General features: G+C 66.0%; 14 protein-coding genes. 7 read left to right on the top strand and 7 right to left on the bottom strand.

Annotation, left to right across the window (positions count from 1 at the left end; genetic code table 11):
- Positions 1-102 precede the first annotated feature (102 nt).
- Positions 103-1,656, bottom strand: a complete 1,554-nt coding sequence (locus tag D573_RS0103810; protein ID WP_018937778.1) for a DUF255 domain-containing protein — start codon at positions 1,654-1,656, stop codon at positions 103-105.
- Between the two features lie 115 nt (positions 1,657-1,771).
- Here D573_RS0103810 and D573_RS0103805 point away from each other — a divergent pair, with 115 nt between their 5' ends.
- From D573_RS0103805 to lysS, 4 genes are all read left to right on the top strand, one after another.
- Positions 1,772-2,236, top strand: coding sequence for a phosphate-starvation-inducible protein PsiE (locus D573_RS0103805; RefSeq protein WP_018937777.1), 465 nt, complete (start codon positions 1,772-1,774; stop codon positions 2,234-2,236).
- Between the two features lie 170 nt (positions 2,237-2,406).
- Positions 2,407-3,195: a hypothetical protein gene (locus tag D573_RS0103800; RefSeq protein ID WP_018937776.1), complete on the top strand. Its 789-nt coding sequence runs from the start codon at positions 2,407-2,409 to the stop codon at positions 3,193-3,195.
- 87 nt (positions 3,196-3,282) lie between these two features.
- Positions 3,283-4,381, top strand: a protein-coding gene (prfB, locus tag D573_RS0103795) for a peptide chain release factor 2 (protein ID WP_155984856.1) whose coding sequence is annotated in 2 segments (ribosomal slippage) — positions 3,283-3,354 and positions 3,356-4,381 — 1,098 coding nt in all. Because the reading frame shifts where the segments join, the coding sequence is not laid out codon by codon here.
- Positions 4,382-4,405: 24 nt separating this feature from the next.
- Positions 4,406-5,896: a lysine--tRNA ligase gene (gene lysS / locus D573_RS0103790; protein ID WP_018937775.1), complete on the top strand. Its 1,491-nt coding sequence runs from the start codon at positions 4,406-4,408 to the stop codon at positions 5,894-5,896.
- A 64-nt stretch (positions 5,897-5,960) separates the two neighbouring features.
- Here lysS and D573_RS0103785 read toward each other — a convergent pair whose 3' ends face one another.
- Both D573_RS0103785 and glgB read right to left on the bottom strand, forming a co-directional pair.
- Positions 5,961-6,431, bottom strand: coding sequence for a PepSY domain-containing protein (locus D573_RS0103785; protein WP_018937774.1), 471 nt, complete (start codon positions 6,429-6,431; stop codon positions 5,961-5,963).
- A 316-nt stretch (positions 6,432-6,747) separates the two neighbouring features.
- Positions 6,748-8,961: a 1,4-alpha-glucan branching protein GlgB gene (gene glgB, locus D573_RS0103780; protein WP_081618728.1), complete on the bottom strand. Its 2,214-nt coding sequence runs from the start codon at positions 8,959-8,961 to the stop codon at positions 6,748-6,750.
- Positions 8,962-9,049: 88 nt separating this feature from the next.
- Between glgB and glgC the strand changes: the two genes are divergently transcribed.
- The 3 genes from glgC to malQ are packed head-to-tail and all read left to right on the top strand — an operon-like array spanning position 9,050 to position 13,532.
- On the top strand, positions 9,050-10,315 hold the full coding sequence (gene glgC / locus D573_RS0103770; protein WP_018937771.1) for a glucose-1-phosphate adenylyltransferase: 1,266 nt from the start codon (positions 9,050-9,052) through the stop codon (positions 10,313-10,315).
- Positions 10,305-12,053, top strand: coding sequence for a glycoside hydrolase family 57 protein (locus D573_RS0103765; RefSeq protein ID WP_018937770.1), 1,749 nt, complete (start codon positions 10,305-10,307; stop codon positions 12,051-12,053). Before glgC ends, D573_RS0103765 begins: the two co-directional genes overlap by 11 nt.
- Positions 12,054-12,056: 3 nt before the next feature.
- Positions 12,057-13,532: a 4-alpha-glucanotransferase gene (gene malQ / locus D573_RS0103760; RefSeq protein WP_018937769.1), complete on the top strand. Its 1,476-nt coding sequence runs from the start codon at positions 12,057-12,059 to the stop codon at positions 13,530-13,532.
- A gap of 78 nt (positions 13,533-13,610) precedes the next feature.
- Here the strand turns inward: malQ and D573_RS0103755 are convergent, their stop codons facing one another.
- The 4 genes from D573_RS0103755 to D573_RS0103740 form a co-directional block, all read right to left on the bottom strand.
- Positions 13,611-14,201 (bottom strand): hypothetical protein, encoded by a 591-nt coding sequence (locus D573_RS0103755; protein ID WP_018169586.1) that lies wholly within the window; start codon positions 14,199-14,201, stop codon positions 13,611-13,613.
- Positions 14,202-14,274: 73 nt separating this feature from the next.
- A complete protein-coding gene (locus D573_RS0103750) occupies positions 14,275-14,790 on the bottom strand; it encodes an MOSC domain-containing protein (protein ID WP_018169587.1) in 516 nt (171 codons plus the stop codon).
- Positions 14,787-15,437: a class I SAM-dependent methyltransferase gene (locus D573_RS0103745; RefSeq protein WP_018937768.1), complete on the bottom strand. Its 651-nt coding sequence runs from the start codon at positions 15,435-15,437 to the stop codon at positions 14,787-14,789. The genes D573_RS0103750 and D573_RS0103745 overlap by 4 nt, the downstream gene beginning before the upstream one ends.
- 26 nt (positions 15,438-15,463) lie before the next feature.
- Positions 15,464-16,150, bottom strand: coding sequence for a zinc metallopeptidase (locus D573_RS0103740; protein WP_018937767.1), 687 nt, complete (start codon positions 16,148-16,150; stop codon positions 15,464-15,466).
- Positions 16,151-16,195 lie beyond the last annotated feature (45 nt).

Here is a 16,195-nt window from a genome sequence, read left to right as displayed (position 1 = left end):
GGCCGAGCCAGGCGCAGCGCAGGTTCGGCTCGCCATCCTGGGAAACCGGGGGTGGTGTGTTGTGACGCCGGATAAGCGACCGCAAGGCCTTGCAACGGGGCTTCAGAAGCCCCGGCGCAGGGCGTCGAAGCCCAGAGCGACGTCGTCGGGGTCGGCACCGGGCTCGATGCGCAGGCGTTCGCGCACCATGTTTCGATCGATGTGGGATTCTTCGATGGCGGTGCCCGGCAGACGGTAGAGCCACCAGGCCAGCGCCGCCTGGGTGCGGGTCTCCGACCAGGGTTCCAGGTCGGTGCCGATCCGCTCGGCGTGGGCGCCCAGCTCCTCGTTGAAGAACGGTTCCAGCCGGTCCAGTGCCGCGAGCGGGTCGGGCATCTCCGGTCGCTCGCCGTCCAGTGCCTCCGTGGCGCGCGCCAGCTCCTGGCGGGCGATCTCCGGCCAGATCTGCGATGGCAGGTAGCCCTCCATCGCCGGGCGACCCGCCGCGGTGATGCCGTGCAGGTAGCCCTGTTCGGTCTGCAGGTAGCGATCCAGCGCCCGAAGGGCCTCGTGTGCCCACTCCAGTGTGTCCCTGTCTTCCAGCACTCGCGCCATGTTGGCGAGGGCGGCGATCGCCTGGCCCGAGGTGTCGGCGTAGGTGTTGCGGTCGACCTGCGGCGGGTCGGTTTGCGTGCGCGTCTCCGGGTCCAGCTGGTAGTAGTCGCGGTCGGCGTACTGGCTGTTGCCGAAGCGCAGCTGGCGGCTGTCCCACAGGTGGTCTTGCAGGTAGTCGCGGATGCCGCGGGCGATCTCGGCGTAGCGTTCGTCGCCGGTGGTGTCATGGGCCTCGGAGAACAGCCACAGGAACGCCGCGTTCTGGTCCAGGCGCTTGGAGGTCTCCAGTGCCAGGACGGGGTCGCGCTGGTCCGGATCGTGAAAGAAGAAGAAGCCGCCTTCGACCTCGTCGTAGAGGTCCTCCGCGATCTGGTCGAGGAGCCCGGGCATGCGATCCTGCCAGTCTTCGGCGGTGAGCAGGAAGCGATAGGTCCAGGGCTGCGGGCGCTTGCTGAGGGTGCCGAAGGTGGCGCTGCCGCTCAGGCGGTCGGCGCGGGCATCGTAGACCTCGTCGAGCATCTCCATGAAGGCTTCAAGATCGTCGATCGCGGCATCGTCCGGCGTGATCTCGCGACCGGTGACCGAGAACATGTCCCGCTGGGCCACCAGGATGTTCTGCAGGTCGCGGGCATTCACGTGACCGGTAAAGCGGGTCAGCATCTCGTCCTCGTGATTCACGATGACCACGAAGGGCAGGCCGCGGCCACCGTAGCGCCGGAACAGATCCGCACGTTCGTCCAGATCGACCAGGACCGGGATGTAGTGCTGGTCGATGGTGTCCACCACGTCGGGGTTCTCCAGGGACTCGTCCTGGAAGTCGCGGCACCAGGTGCACCACTGGCCGTGAAAATAAAAGAAGATGGGCCGCTCGCGTGCCTCGGATTCCTCGAAAAGCTGGCTGTCCCAGTCCTGCCAAGAGATCGCGGAATCGGCGGGGTAGTCCTCCGCGGCGGCCGGCAGCGCGAGCAACAGCAGGACGAGTCCCGCGCCGAGTCCGCATGCGGCGGACCACTGGATGCGGCGTATGGCGGGCAGCTTCTTGATGTCGATGGATCGAGTCATGGCGGGTGCTTCAGATCGTTGTGTCTATTGGTATAGACCAATGGGAGAATTGAGCGTTCGTGCCCGGGGCGGGTGGTAGGATGGCCGGACTTATTGGGGCAATTCTGGTGAATGCATGAACGTCGAACGCGCCGGGCGCCGCGCCCTGCATCATGTCGAAGTGGCCGTGCTGGTGGTGATCGCCGTCGCCACCGTGATCGCGATCCTGCAGGAGATCGCCACCATGGTCTCGGCGATGTGGGTGGGGTTGGCCGACCTGCTGTTGCTGTTCATCTTTCTTGAGGTGCTGGCGATGGTCGGGATCTACTTGCGTTCCGGGCGTCTCCCGGTGCGCCTGCCGATCTACATCGCGATCGTCGCGCTGGCGCGTTACGTGATCATCGACATGAAGGACATGGACGTATGGGAGCTGATCGCGGTGACTGCCGGGGTCCTGATTCTGGCGGGCGCAGTGTTGGTGCTTCGCTACGGGCATGTCCGGCTCCCGTATGACGACGAAGGTCGCATGACGCCGGGGATCGAGGACGATCCGGCGAAGGAGCGCGACGTGCCGAAGGGGCGCTACGGGTCCGATCGATGACACGTCCGGGTGCAAGCCGGCGGGTGATTCACCTGCTGCCCGGCCTGTGGGCAGCGCCCGAGGGCGCGGTGGCCGGGGCGCCTCCGCTCTCTGTGCGACGTCTGGCGCGCTGGCTCGGACGGGCGCGGAGCGGGGTCACCGGCACGGAAGCACCAGGGTGGGAGGCCGCGTTGGCCGAGCGGCTCGGATACCGGCCAACCGCTTCCGGCTGGCGAACCTGGCTGGTCCAGCCGGTGCAGCTGACTGCGGGGATGAAGGACCTGGTGGCCTATCCGGTGGAGCCGGTGTCGGAGGCCGAGCGCGAGGCCTTGTGGTCGGCTGCACAGCCGGAACTGGAGGCGGCCGGGGCGACCTTGGCGCTGAGTGAAGACGGCTTGTGGGAGATGCGGATGGACGCCGAGGGCGATGCGTCGGGCCCGCCACCGTCGATCGGCATGGGGCGCGCCATGGTGGCGCCGTCGATGCAGGGCGATGTAGCTCGGCGCCTGCAGGTGCTGGCCAACGCCTTGCAGATGGCCTGGTTCCAGCACCCGGTGAATCTGGCGCGCGAGCGGGAGGGGCGTGGAGCCGTGCATGGCCTCTGGCCCTGGTCGCCCGGGCATCCCGGTGGCCCAACGAGTGTGGGCCGTGTGTGTGGCGGCGGTGTGGTCGCGCACTGGCTGGCGCGGGGCGCCGGCATCGATTGGGCGGCCGACCCGGCGGCCGACCCGGCGGAATCCGGCGATACCGTGGTCGTCGTCGAGGCACTGGAGGCGGCCCCGTCGCTCGAGCGCCGGCTCGAGCTTCTGGAGTCGGTTGCCGACGACGTGGTGGCACCGAAGCTGCGGGCTCTGCTCCGTGGCGGCCTGGGCGCGCTGGAATTTGTTGATCCGCAATCCACGGCCGGGTCAGGCGCCGGCGCCCTGGTGCTGGAACGCCGCGACGCGCTGGCGTTCTGGCGCCGTCCCCGCCGGCCCTGAAGCCGCTGTCGGGTGTTATACTGCGCGGCTTTTCTCGCCACGTGATCGAACCTGCCGTGCGCGCCACGGCACCCGACGGAAACTGCCATGGAACTGAACGCGCTGTATTCCCTGATCGATGACCTGAAAGGCCGCCTGGAAGGCCTTAGGGGGTATCTTTGACTACCCTGCCAAGGAAGAACGGCTAGAGGAAGTCCAGCGCGAGCTGGAGCAGAACCCGGATATCTGGAACGACCCGGAGCAGGCCCAGGCGCTGAACAAGGAGCGGGCCCAGCTTGAGGGCGTGGTGGTCAACATCCGCGAGATCGGCACCCAGCTGGACGAGAGCCGGGACCTGCTGGAGATGGCCGAGGCGGATGGCGACGAGGAGACGGCGGCGTCAGTCGAGGCCGATGTGGAGGCGCTGACCGCGCGTATCGAGGGCCTGGAGTTTCGCCGCATGTTCTCCGGCGATATGGACGAGGCCAACGCCTATCTCGATATCCAGGCCGGTTCCGGGGGCACAGAGGCCCAGGACTGGGCCAACATCCTGCTGCGCATGTACCTGCGCTGGGCCGAGCACAAGGGTTTCAAGGCGGAGGTCACCGAGCTCTCCGAGGGCGAGACCGCCGGGATCAAGAGTGCGACCGTGCACATCCAGGGCGAGTACGCCTTCGGCTGGCTGCGCACCGAGACCGGCGTGCACCGGCTGGTGCGCAAGTCGCCGTTTGATTCCGGCAACCGCCGGCATACCTCGTTCGCGTCGGTGTTCGCCTCCCCGGAGATCGACGAGAACTTCGAGATCGAGATCAATCCGGCCGATCTGCGGGTCGATACCTATCGCTCCTCCGGCGCCGGTGGTCAGCACGTGAACACCACCGACTCGGCGGTGCGCATTACCCACGTCCCGACCGGAGTGGTGGCGGCGTGTCAGGCCGGGCGTTCGCAGCACAAGAACCGCGAGATGGCGATGAACCAGCTGCGCGCCAAGCTGTACGAGCGCGAGTTGCAGGAGCGCAATGCCGAGAAGCAGGCGGTGGAGGACACCAAGTCCGACATCGGCTGGGGCAGCCAGATCCGCTCCTACGTGCTGGATCAGTCGCGGATCAAGGATCTGCGCACCGGCGTGGAGGTCGGGAACACCCAGGGTGTGCTCGACGGCGACCTCGACCCCTTTATTGAAGCCAGTCTCAAGAGTGGCTTGTAAGTCTATCTATTGCATGGATTTCTGATGACCGAAACCACTGACGAGAACAAGCTGATCGCGCAGCGCCGCAGCAAGCTGAACGAGCTGCGCGCGGCCGGTCCGGCGTTCCCCAACGATTTCCGTCGCGATGCGCTGGCGGGTGCGCTGCACGCCGCGCACGACGAAACCGAAGGCGAGGCGCTGGAGGCCCGGGGGATTCGCGTGACGGTTGCCGGGCGCATGGTCGGCAAGCGCGTGATGGGCAAGGCAAGCTTCATCCGCCTGCGTGATCAGTCGGGCGACATCCAGTTGTTCGCGCAGCGCGACAGCCTGCCGGAGGGCGTGTACCCGGCGTTCAAGCAGTGGGATCTGGGCGATATCGTCGGTGGCCAGGGCACGCTGTTCAAGACCAAGACCGGGGAATTGACGGTCCAGCTCGACGAGCTGCGTCTGCTGACCAAGAGCCTGCGTCCGCTGCCGGAAAAATTCCACGGCCTGACCGATCAGGAACAGCGCTATCGCCAGCGCTACGTGGACCTGATCACCAGCCTGGACAGCCGCGAGCTGTTCCGCACCCGTACCCGGATCGTGCGCTACATCCGCGAGTACTTCGAGGATCAGGACTTCATCGAGGTGGAGACCCCGATGATGCAGGTGATCCCGGGCGGGGCGACCGCGCGGCCGTTCACCACCCACCACAACGCGCTGGATATGCCGCTGTACCTGCGCGTCGCGCCAGAGCTGTATCTCAAGCGCCTGGTGGTCGGCGGCTTCGAGAAGGTCTTCGAGATCAACCGCAATTTCCGCAACGAGGGGTTGTCCACGCGGCACAACCCCGAGTTCACCATGCTCGAGTTCTACGAGGCGTTCGTGGACTACCGCGCGCTGATGGATCGCACCGAGACCCTGCTGCGCGGGCTGTGCGAGGACGTGCTGGGCACGACCACCATTGAGTACCAGGGCGAGAGCTACGATTTTGGCAAGCCGTTCACCCGCATGAGCGTGCGCGAGGCGATCCTGGCCCACAATGCGGAGATCGCGGACGCCGACCTGGACGACATCGAGAAGGTGCGCGCGCACTGCGAGCGCCTGGAGATCCCGATCAAGCCTAGCTTCGGTCTGGGCAAGCTGTGGACCGAGATCTTCGAGTACACCGCCGAGAACCAGCTGCGTCACCCGACCTTTATTACCGCCTATCCGACCGAGGTCTCGCCACTGGCGCGGCGCAACGACGATGACCCGTTCGTCACCGATCGCTTCGAGTTGTTTGTCGGCGGGCGCGAGATCGCGAACGGCTTCTCCGAGCTGAACGATCCGGAAGACCAGGCCGAGCGCTTCCGCGCCCAGGTCGCGGAGAAGGACGCCGGTGACGACGAGGCGATGCACTTTGACGCCGACTACATCCGCGCGCTGGAGTACGGCCTGCCGCCGACCGCCGGGGAGGGCATTGGCATCGACCGCCTGGTGATGCTGCTGACCAACAGCGCTTCGATCCGCGACGTGCTGCTGTTCCCGCACCTGCGCCCGGAGGCCTGAACCCTCGCGCGTCGGTCATACCGACCGGGGTCGGTTCGAGGGCGGCGAAGGGGGCAGCGTTTCGTCAGTCGCGTTCGAGTGACAGCAGCGTAAAATTTTCGCCATCGAGTCGGATGTTCAGCTCGTCGCCGTCTTCGGTGATGCCCTCGATCTCGATGACGCCGTCGTCTTCGAACTCGATCTCCTTGAAGCGGAGCATGCCGTGATCCCGCGCGACGGCCGCTGAGCGGAGAATCATCTGGGCGGTCATGCCCGCCGCGTGATCGGGGTCGCGTACGCGTTCTTCGCGAAGCAGATCACCATCCAGATTAAACCGGGTCTCCATGCGCAGTTGTGCGTCGTCCCAGCCCTTGAGGACGAATTCCCGGTCACTTTCTGCCTCCAGTTCCTCGAAGGTCTCGAAACCGTGTTCCTGGCCGATGTCGACGATGGCCTCTATCGACTCGAGCGCGATGGTGTCGGACTGACCCGGGCTACACGCGGCAAGAAGAAGGAGGGCCGGGGCAGCGGCAAGCGAGAGAAGGCGAAGATTCATGAGTTCGAGACCTGATAGGGCGTTGGGGCCGATACAGGCGAGTTTAGTTCTACGAATGCAAGGCAGCCAGCGCGCGTCAGGGAAAATGCACATTCATCAGCGTTTCCCTGGGTTCGATCGCGCTTGAGTTTCAGGATTGGGAAGCCCTCGATACTCAGTTTGATCTCGATTTCCGCGTCCCGCGAAGTCTCGTTCTCGAGCTCGTTGGCGTTCCAGACTTCCAATTCAAAGCGACGGGCACCCTCGTCCACTCGATCTCTTTTGGGTATCGATGTAGACCTCTTTTGGGTATCGATGTAGACGAGGCACCTTGAAGTCAGTCTCCGACCGGTTCCAGCAGCAGTGCCGCGAGCGGCGGGAGGTGCAGATAGAGCGTGGCGGGATGGCCGTGACGTTCGATCGGCTCGGCGTAGGCTTCTGCCGGGCCGCGTGAGCCTCCGCCGTAGACCTCCGCATCCGTGTTCAGGGTGACCCGCCAGCGCCCGGCATGCGGTGCGGGTACCGGATAAGCCGCGCGTTCCATGGGCGTCAGGTTCAGCACCACGACCACCTGGCGTCCCTGATGGTCACGGCGGACAAAGCTGATCGTGGAGTGCGCGGCGTCGTCGCAGTCCAGCCAGTCGAAGCCGTCCGGCTCGAATTCGCGGGCGTGCAGGGCCGGGTCTTCGCGGTACACCCGGTTCAGGTCGCGCACCAGATTCTGCAGGCCCTGGTGCAGGGGGTACTGCAGCACGTACCAGTCCAGCTCGCGATCCTCGGACCATTCGGGGCCCTGGCCGAACTCCTGGCCCATGAACAGCAGCTTCTTGCCGGGGTAGAGCCACTGCCAGCTGTAGAGTAGGCGCAGGTTGGCGTGCTGCTCCCACTCGTTGCCGGGCATGCGCCCGCGCAGGCTGCGTTTTCCGTGCACCACCTCGTCGTGCGAGAACGGCAGGACGAAGTTCTCGCTGTAGGCGTAGAGCTGGCCGAAGGTGAGCTGGCCATGGTGGTGGGTGCGGTAGATCGGGTCCATGCCGAAATAGGTCAGGGTGTCGTGCATCCAGCCCATGTTCCACTTCATGGTGAAGCCCAGCCCGCCCATGGACGGTGGGCGGCTGACACCCGGCCAGGCGGTCGATTCCTCGGCGATCATGGCGACGCCGGGGTGGCTGGTCTGGACGGTCTCGTTCAGGTGCCGCAGGAAGTCGATCGCCTCGAGGTTCTCGTTGCCGCCGTGGATGTTGGGCAGCCAGTCCTCGCCTTCGCGGTCGTAGTCGCGGTAGAGCATGGAGGCCACGGCGTCCACGCGCAGGCCGTCGAGGTGGAAGTCCTCGACCCAGCACAGGGCGCTGGAGAGCAGGAAGTTGCGGACCTCGGGGCGCGAGTAGTTGAAGATTAGCGTGCCCCAACCCCGGTGTTCGCCAATGCGCGGATCGGCGTGTTCGTACAGCGCGGTGCCGTCGAAGCGCGCCAGCGCGAACTCGTCGCGCGGGAAGTGGCCGGGGACCCAGTCGAGCAGTACGCCCAGCCCGGCCTGGTGGGCCTGGTCAACCAGGTAGCGAAAGTCGTCGGCGGTGCCGAAGCGCGAGGTGGGGGCGAAAAAGCCCGTGCTCTGGTAACCCCAGGAGCCGTCGAACGGGTGTTCGGTGATCGGCAGCAGCTCGAGGTGGGTGAAGCCCATGTCGCGCGCATAGGGCACCAGGCGCTCGGCCAGTTCGCGGTAGTTGGGCCATTCGCCCTCGGGGCTGCGCTGCCAGGAGCCCAGGTGCACCTCGTAGATGCTCATGGGCCGGTGCTTCCAGGCCTCGGGGTCGCGATTGCGCATCCACTGGTCGTCATGCCAGGTGTAGTCGCTGGCCGGCTGGATGCGCGCGGCGGTCTCGGGCCGCATCTGGTAGGCGCGGGCGTACGGGTCGGTCTTCAGGTGGAGGCTGCCATGCTCGCGGTTGCGGATCTCGAACTTGTACAGCGTCTCCGTGGCCAGGCCTGGGATAAAGAGCTCCCATATGCCGCTGCCGGGGTGGACGGTCATCGGGTGGCAGCGGCCGTCCCAGCGGTTGAAGTCGCCAACCACTGCGACGCGCTCGGCGCTGGGCGCCCAGACAGCGAAACGCACGCCCTCGATGCCGTCACGCGTGAGCGGATGGGCACCCAGCATGCGGTGGGCATGCCAGTGGCGCCCCTCGGCGAACAGGTGGCGGTCGAAGTCCGGAAGGTCGGGGGCGAAAGACCAGGGGTCAACGTGGTGTAATGTCTCCGTGCCGCCCTCGGGGATCCAGTGCAGTGTCGGGTGCGCGGGGAGCTCGTCACCCGCGCCCTGCCACAGGAACAAGCCCGGAAAGCCGGGTGCCGCCATCAGGGGTTGTACCCGGTCGTCAGAAAGCGTGATGGAGGCCTCATTTGCGTGCGGCAGCCAGGCACGGTAACAGACCGTTTGTTGATCCAGCGCATGGTGTCCCAGGACGCTATGGGGATCATGGAGCCGAGCCTCGGTCAGGCGTGCTAACGGGTCATCGACGGAACGGGTGCATTTGTCGGGGGCTGTTGCCATACTCGGATCCAACTCGCATTTCGTATGTGGAACGACGGAATTCGGGTTTACGGTCTCTAGTACAACACGACTAAGCAAGGAAGGGTGCATGACTCCGCAACCGCAACGCTACGTTAGCCGCCTGACCCGGGAGACCCTGGCCCTGATCCTAGCCGGCGGGCGCGGCTCGCGACTGAAACAACTGACGCTGTGGCGGGCCAAGCCGGCCGTGCCCTTTGGCGGCAAGTTCCGAATTATCGATTTCCCCCTGTCCAACTGCATCAACTCGGGCATCCGTCAGGTGGCGGTGGTGACCCAGTACAAGGCGCACTCGCTGATCCAGCACATGCAGCGCGGCTGGAGCTTCCTGCGCGGGGAATTCGGCGAGTTCATCGAGCTGCTGCCGGCGCAACAGCGCATCGAGACCTCCTGGTATGCGGGAACCGCCGATGCGGTCTACCAGAACATCGACATTATCCGGCAGCACAATCCGAGCTACGTACTGATCCTGGCCGGGGACCACATCTACAAGATGGACTACGGCCAGATGATCGCCTTCCATGTGGAGAGCGGCGCGGACATGACCGTGGGCTGCCTGGAGGTCGAGCAAGAACGCGCCAAGGCCTTCGGGGTGATGGGCGTGGATGCCGCCAGCCGCATTACCTCGTTTGCCGAGAAGCCGGAGGACCCGGCGCTGATCCCCGGTAGCAAGACCCACTCGCTGGCCTCCATGGGGATCTACGTGATCAATACCGAATTCCTGTTCGAGCAGTTGGTCAAGGATGCCGACGACACCTTCTCCAGCCATGATTTCGGCAAGGACATCATTCCCGGCATCATCGAGCGAAACCAGGTGATGGCCTACCCGTTCCGCGACGAGCAGGGCGTACGCCAGGGCTACTGGCGTGATGTGGGGACCATCGACTCGTACTGGCAGGCCAACCTGGAGCTGATCGGCGTGACCCCGGAACTGAACCTGTACGATTCGGAATGGCCGATCTGGACCTACCAGGAACAGCTGCCGCCGGCCAAGTTCGTGTTTGACGACGAGGACCGGCGCGGCATGGCGATCGACTCCATGGTCTCCGGCGGCTGCATCATTTCCGGCAGTACCGTGCGCCACTCGCTGCTGTTCTCCAACGTGCAGGTGAACGCCTGCGCCACGGTCGAGGACTCGGTGATTCTGCCGAGCGTGACCATTGGCGAAAACTGCGTGATCCGCAATGCGGTGATCGACAAGGGGTGCAAGGTCCCGGACGGGACCGAGATCGGGGTGGACGACGAGGCCGATGCCCGCGACTACTTCGTCTCTCCGGGTGGAGTGCGCGTGGTCACGCCCGAAATGCTGGGCCAGGCCACTCATCATGTCCGCTGAATCCGGCAGTACCACCGCGCTCGCCACCCAGCCGCCGCAGCTCGATGTGGTGTTGTGCTGGCACATGCATCAGCCGCAATACTACGACTCGGGCGCGGGTGAGTACGTGTTGCCGTGGACCTACCTGCACGCATTGAAGGACTACACCGACATGGCCGCGCACCTGGAGGCCTGCCCCCAGGCGCGCGCGGTGGTGAACTTCGCCCCGATCCTGCTGGAGCAGATCGCCGATTACGGCGAGCGGCTGGAGGCCGGTATTGGCGACCGCTCGATCTTTGGCGATCCGGTGCTGGACCTGTTGCAGATGGACATAGTGCCGGTGGACCCGGTGCAGCGCCGCGAGATCCTGCGGGTGTGCCTGCGGGCGCATGCCCCGCGCATGATCGAGCCGTTTCCGCTGTTCGAGCGCCTGGCGGCCCTGGCGCGCCAGGCGCTGGAGGATCCGGTGCTGTTGGCGCACCTGGATAACCGCTATTTCCAGGATCTGGCGACGTGCTACCACCTGGCCTGGCTGGGCGAAACCGTGCGCCGGGCCTATCCCGAGGTGCAGGGCTGGCTGAAAGTCACGACCGCCTTTAATCGTGATGTCCGGGGCCGGCTGCTGAAGCTGATCCGTGACGAGGTGAAGGCGATCCTGCCACGCTATCGTGAGCTGGCGCAGCAGGGGCGGGTGGAGCTGTCGTTTACCCCGTATGCCCACCCGATCATGCCGTTGCTGCTGGATCTGGATTCCGCTCGCGATGCGATGCCGGATATCGCCCTGCCGCAGGCCCCGGTCTACCCGGATGGCGAGGCCCGCGTGCGCTGGCACATCGAACGTGGGCTGGATGTGTTCGAGCAGTATTTCGGTTTTCGCCCGCGTGGCTGCTGGCCGTCGGAGGGGGGCATCAGCGAGGCGACCGTGCGCCTGCTGGATGACTACGATATCTGCTGGACGGCCAGTGGGCAGACCGTGCTGGGTAACAGCCTGGCCGCAGCCGGTCAGACGGCCGAATCCAACACCGGATCGGCGGAACAGGAGGGCTGGCTGCACCGCCCGTATCGGTTGGCGGACGCCAAAACCGAGCTGTTTTTCCGTGATGACGGGCTGTCCGATGCCATCGGTTTTCGTTATGCCGACTGGCATGCCGACGACGCAGTCGGCGATTTCGTCCATCACCTGGAGAACATTGCCGCGGTCTCGCCCGAGGGTGGCGTGGTGGCGGTGATCCTGGATGGCGAGAATGCCTGGGAATACTACCCGGACAACGGCTTCCATTTCCTGCGGGCGTTGTATGAGCGCCTGGCGGAAAACCCGCGACTGAACCTGTGCACCTTCTCCGACGTGTGCCAGCGCAGCGGGCCGCGCGCGGATCGCGGCGAGCTGCCGGGCATGGTGGCCGGGTCCTGGGTCTACGGGACCTTCTCCACCTGGATCGGTGATCCCGACAAGAACCTCGGCTGGGACCGCCTGATCGAGGCCTGGACGGCTGTGGATCAGGCGATCGCGCAGCGCCCTGCGCTGGATACGCCGCAGTTGCGCAAGCAGTTGGCGGTGTGCGAGGGCTCGGACTGGTGCTGGTGGTTCGGGGAATACAACCCGGCCGGGTCGGTAAGCGACTTCGAACAGCTCTACCGCCGTCACCTGGCACGGCTGTACCAGCTGGCGGACCTTGAAGTGCCCGAGTCACTGGGCGAGGTGCTGTCGGTCGGGGGTGGTGATCCCGCCGCTGGCGGCACCATGCGCAAGGGACAGTAGTCCATGGAGGCGGGTGAAGAGCACTGTAATCCGCTGATGCAGCGCCGCCGGGCCGGCATTTTGCTGCATCCGGTCTCACTGCCGGGCCCGGGCCCGGTGGGGACGCTCGGGCAGGAGGCCTTCCGGTTTCTGGACTGGGCGCGGGATGCCGGATTCAGCCTGTGGCAGATCCTGCCGTTGCATCCGCCGCAGGAGGACGGTTCGCCCTACGCCAGTATCTCGGCCTTTGCCGGAGATGTGCGCCTGATCGACCCGCAGCGGTTGGCTGAACGGGCGGGCCTGGATGCGGACGACGAGCCGGTCGGAACGCTGCTGGAACAGGCGCGGGAGCGGCTGGAGCAGGCGGGCGAGGGCTGGGCGCAGGCCTACCAGGCCTTCCTTGATGCCCAGGGTCCGGTCTGGCTGGATGATTTTGCCCGTTTCGTGGTCATCTGCGGCCGCGAGGACGGCCGCCCCTGGTGGGAATGGCCGGCCCCATTGCGCGACCGCGATCCGGCCGCCCTGGCGGCCGTGGAGGCCGAAGCGGGCCAGGCCCTGGAGGCCGTGCGCTTCGCCCAGTTCGTCCTGTTCGACCAGTGGCAGGATGTACGCGAACATGCACGCAAGCAGGACATCCTGATCCTCGGCGACATGCCGATCTTCGTGGCCCACGACTCGGCCGAGGTCTGGGCCCACCGCGACCTGTTCGACCTCGACGCCACGGGGCATCCGCAGACCGTGGCCGGCGTGCCGCCGGATTACTTCTCCGAGACCGGGCAGCGCTGGGGCAATCCGCATTACCGCTGGGATCGTCTTGCCGAGCGTGGATACGACTGGTGGGTGGAGCGCATGCGCTGGACGCTGGAGACAGTGGATGCCGTGCGCATCGACCACTTCCGCGGCTTCGAGGCGAGCTGGGCGGTGCCGGCGAGCGAGCCGGATGCGACTCAGGGCCACTGGGTCCCGGGGCCGGGTGCCGACTTCTTCGAGCAATTGCAGGCCCGCCTGGGCGCGTTGCCGCTGCTGGCGGAGGACCTGGGGGTGATCACGCCGGAGGTCACCGAACTGCGCCTGCGTTTCGATCTGCCGGGCATGCGCATCCTGCAATTCGCCTTCGAAGGAGGGGAGGACAACCCCTACCTGCCGGCGAATCACGATGAACTGAGTGCGGTGTATACCGGGACCCATGACAACGACACCACGCTGGGCTGGTTTCGCTCCCTGGAGCCGGCCATGCAGGAGCATGTGATCGGGACACTGGATGAGGGCCCGGCCGAGGAGATGCCCTGGCCGCTGATTCGTGCGGCCTGTCGTTCACCGGCCCAGCTTGCGATCCTGCCGATGCAGGACGCCCTGCACCTGGGATCGGAGGCGCGCATGAACACCCCCGGCACAGTCGGTAACGGCAACTGGAGCTGGCGCTTTGGCTGGAACCAGCTGCCCGATGGACAGACCGAGGCGCTGCGTGCGCTGGCGCAGGAGACGGGTCGCCTCGACTGACGGTCCGGCCCGGACATGAAAAAAGCCCGGTCCCTTTGCAGGGGCCGGGCTTTCTTTGTTAGCGGGCTAGTTGCGCGATTAGCGCATCATGCCGCCCTGACCACCTTGTTGCTGCTGCATCTGTTGCTGCATTTGCTGCATGCGCTCGATCACGTCGTCGATATCGGCGTTTTCCTGGCGCATGGCGGCCATCAGGTCTTCACGCAGGGATTCCTGCGCCTGACGAATTTCCTGGTCTTCCGCGACGGCCTGCTGTGCTTCCTGCAAGTTCATCTGCGCCTGCTGCACGTCTTCGGACTGAATGACTTCCTGACGTTGCTCCGCGCTCAGATCGGGGTCGCGCAGCTGCTCTTCGGCGGATTCGAGGGTCTCCAGATCCCGGCGCGGCTGGTAGCCGGCGGCCTCCATCTTGTCCAGCACCAGGTTCTCCAGTTCTTCACCCTTCTGTTCCAACTGGGGGTTGTTCTCGATGGCCTGCTGCTGGGTCTCGGCGAGGGTCTGCTGGAGCTGCTGCATCTCCATCTGCGGGTTGCCGCCCTGGCCACCCTGCATGCCCATGCCGCCCTGACCTTGCCCCTGGCCCATGCCCTGGGCGATGGCGAGTGGGCTGGCCAGCGCGAGCGCGGCGGCGGCAATCAGTCCGGCGAGGGACTGGGAACGAATCTTCATAAAGTTTCTCCTCGTGAATACACGTACATCGTAGTCAATGGCACTTAACCCCAGCTTAACAAGCGTGGCCGGATCATGCGGGCCCGCCCGGGTGCCAGCTCACCCGGTCGCCGACGCGCAGGATCCCGGAATGCGCGACTTCAAGGCAAATGCCGCTGTCGAGACCGAGGGCTCGTGCGAGGTTGTCGCCCACTAACTGGTTGAGATACCCACAGGGCGGGCGTGGCCGTCCGATCTTCAGGACCGCCTCTCCGATCCGAAGAAAGCCACTCTGGCGGGGTATGCGGTACCAGTCGGAGACCACGAGGTTGCGGCGATGTTCCCCGGGGGCGATCGGGCGGCCGCGGCGCTGTGACGCCCGTTGCAGTTCCGGGGCCGTGATCAGTGTGACCGGACAGCTCTCGACCGCATGCCAGTGCCCGCGATGGGTGGCGTAGCGATCGCCCCGGAGTCCACTGCCGGCGATGGCCTCGATGGACTCGATCGAATCCATCGGGTCGCCCGCCGCGGCACAGACGTGGATTGCCTGCAGGTGCGCGACGGGCAGACCGAACCATTCCGGGCGCCAGGCACGCAGTCGGTGGATCATTGCGGGAGGTCTCCTGTGCGGCTGAACAGGGCGATATCGGGGGCAGGCAGGTCCAGTGTGCATCCGAGGCGGGTGGCAATCCACTGGAGTGTGGCCGGGCCGTAGAAGGCGACATGGGTGGGGTCGCGGCGATAGTGCCAGCGACGAAAGCCGGCCGCCGCAGGGGGCCATTCGGTCATCACGGCCAGGACCCCGCCGGGGCGCAGTCCCGCGACCATGGTTCCCAGCGTGTTCAGGGGCGTGTGCAGGTGTTCCAGGACCTCGGTGCAGGTAAGGATGTCCCAGCCGTCGTCGGGCGGATCGGGTTGTGTGGGAGCAAAGGCCGGGTCCCAGAACGCCATCGTGTAGCCCCGGTCTTGGAGCAACCCGGCGAGCACGGGTTGCGGACCGCAACCCCAGTCGAGTCCGTGGGCCGGGGGTGGCCGCGCCTTGACCAATGGTTCGATCAGTCGCTGCAGATGGGCGCGGTAGCCGGGATCATCCGGCCGGTTCTCGTGGGTCTGGTAGTACGCCCTCTCCACCTCGCGGTGGGGCCAGGCGTTGCGTTCCAACGCGATCACGCCGCAGTGCTGACAGCGGCGATAGTCTCCGGGCGAGGCGTCGCCGATGCCGCGGTGGTGAAACGGCCGGGTGGACTGCCCGCACAACGGACAGGCGTCCGGGGCGGGAACGATCATCGGCGCAGGTACCGGAACCACGAGGCGATGTTCAGCAGACTCATCAGCGACTGCGACAGGTAGGTATAGGCCGCCGCCTTCAGGATGCGTTCGGCATGCGGGTAGTCGGGCGGGTGCAGGTAGTTGCCCTCGCGCAGCATCGGCATGGCACGGCGGAAGCTGGCGTCGAACTCGGTGGGCAGGGTGATGAAGTGGACCAGGGCGGCCAGACCCATGGACAGCACCCCGGCCAGGAAGAACAGGATCCCCGGCGCCGGGTGCCGCGCCAGCAGCGTAATGAACGGAATGGCGATCAGCAGCCAGGCGCCGATTTGCTGGCCGTAGCGTGTCATTCCGACCAGCGTGCTGCGCATGCGCAGTGGCGCATAGCCCTGGGCGTGCTGCACCGCGTGGCCGACCTCGTGGGCGGCCACGGTAATCGCCGTCAGCGAGTGGCCGTCGTGGTTCTCCGGTGACAGGCGCACGGTGCGCGAGGCAGGGTCGTAGTGATCGCCGTCCTTTGTGGTTTCCACCTGGACCTTGTGCAGTCCGTGCCGGTCCAGCAGCTCGCGCGCCAGCTCTGCACCGGTGCCATCGTAGCGGTCCGCCGGGCGGTGGTATTTCTTCATGGTGTGGCGGACCCACCAGCCCGGTGCCCAGGCAACGAGCAGGAGCAGAGGCACAAGCAGGATCAGGAGACGCATACGCTCATGATCTCCCGAAGCCCGAGGCGTCGGAAAGAGCCAGCG

The organism is Thioalkalivibrio sp. AKL9, assembly GCF_000377825.1.
Lineage (GTDB): Bacteria > Pseudomonadota > Gammaproteobacteria > Ectothiorhodospirales > Ectothiorhodospiraceae > Thioalkalivibrio > Thioalkalivibrio versutus.
This window is presented reverse-complemented; position numbering and strand designations above follow the sequence as displayed.